The 1304-nt window shown below is 57.3% G+C and carries 2 protein-coding genes and 1 pseudogene; all 3 read right to left on the reverse strand.

Translation table 11 applies throughout. The annotated features are described in order from the left end of the window. Positions 1–72 precede the first annotated feature (72 nt). A pseudogene (locus tag AC0L30_RS42945) lies at positions 73–279 on the reverse strand (8-amino-7-oxononanoate synthase); the annotation flags it as partial. Positions 280–402: 123 nt separating this feature from the next. Continuing rightward, entirely contained in the window at positions 403–714 is a 312-nt protein-coding gene (locus tag AC0L30_RS42950; RefSeq protein WP_473308666.1) for an aspartate 1-decarboxylase, read from the reverse strand. Next, the coding region (locus AC0L30_RS42955; RefSeq protein ID WP_473406787.1) for a biotin synthase at positions 680–1304 on the reverse strand (625 nt) is incomplete at its 5' end. The genes AC0L30_RS42950 and AC0L30_RS42955, both read right to left, overlap by 35 nt.

Consider the following 1304-nt stretch of genomic DNA (forward strand, 5'->3'; position numbering starts at 1 on the left):
ATTCTCCTCTCCCCCTCAGGGGATCATAAGTGGAAAATTCCAGTTCAAACTGGCCTAATTTGGCGGGGGCACGTCAACTACGATCCAGACCCGCCCGGCTCCTGCGGCGGGGCGCCAGTCGCAAATTGCGCTTTCGATAGCCAGCGGATTGTTATGGGCACTGATTCGAAACGCAGCTCGGCCCGTTCGCGCTCCTTCATGAATATTGGCGTGAACCAGCGAATCACGGACGAGCAGGTCGTCTTGTTGCGACAGCCTTGTCAGCACAGCAACATACCCGCAATGACGGAATCATTCATCATTCGCTGAGCAACGATGGACGCCACAAAACTCCCAGCTGGCCGGACAGGGTCTTCCCGCGTTGGATTGTTGGGTCAAACTTGTAGGATCGGATTTTCTCGATCAGCCGGCACAATGCGCGGCCTGAAGATGCTCCGCATCCTCCTCGTCAAGTGACGCGTATGCAACGATACTTATCTTATCTGCGGGCCTCGCCAGTCGCGCCGCCGCACCGTTTACGTCTACGGTGCCGGACCCTTCTGGCGCTTCTGTCACAAACGTTGCAAAGCGTGTTCCCGTCTCGAAGGTTGTACAGTTCGACGCGAACGTTAATCGGATACCGGCCGCGTCCAGCAGCGCGCGATCAATCGAGATCGAGCCTTCATAGTGCAGGTCGGTTTCAGTGACCGAGGCGCAATGAATCGTTCCCTTCAATCAGGGCAATCTGCATTTCTTTACCTACGCTGATGGCTTGCGCGCGGCACGCCCCTGTTCTGGATGACTTAAGCGGGTCAGACATAATACCGAGCCGGGCTAGCACACTTGCATCGCGGTCAACTTGCGGATTTTTGGTCGTCAGCAACACATCGCCGACAAAGATGGAATTCGCACCAGCCAAGAAGCATAGGGCCTGGAGTTCATCAGTCATGTACTGACGCCCGGCGGCCAACCGTATGACGCTGTTGGGCATCATGATCCGCGCGGTCGCCACCAGGCGCACCAGTGCAATCGGATCGGGACGCTCCGCCGTGAACCTCACCGGCACGCCATTCACCTCGTTCCAGAGCTTGATCCGGATGCTTTCCGGATGGTTCGGAAGATTGGCGAGCAGTCGCAGCATGCCGAGACGGTTCTCGGCGTCGTCACCGATGCCAATAATTCCGCCGCAGAAGATTTTGATGCCCGCCTGGCGCACGGGCGTAAGAGTGTCGATTCGCTCTAGCAAGGGTACGCCTCCGATGGGGGCCGTCTTGCGTGAGGGTTGGTAATTCGCGAAGCGTGTGACCTTAAGTCTAGCTTTAAGG

Source organism: Bradyrhizobium sp. MI1.11 (genome assembly GCF_055811255.1).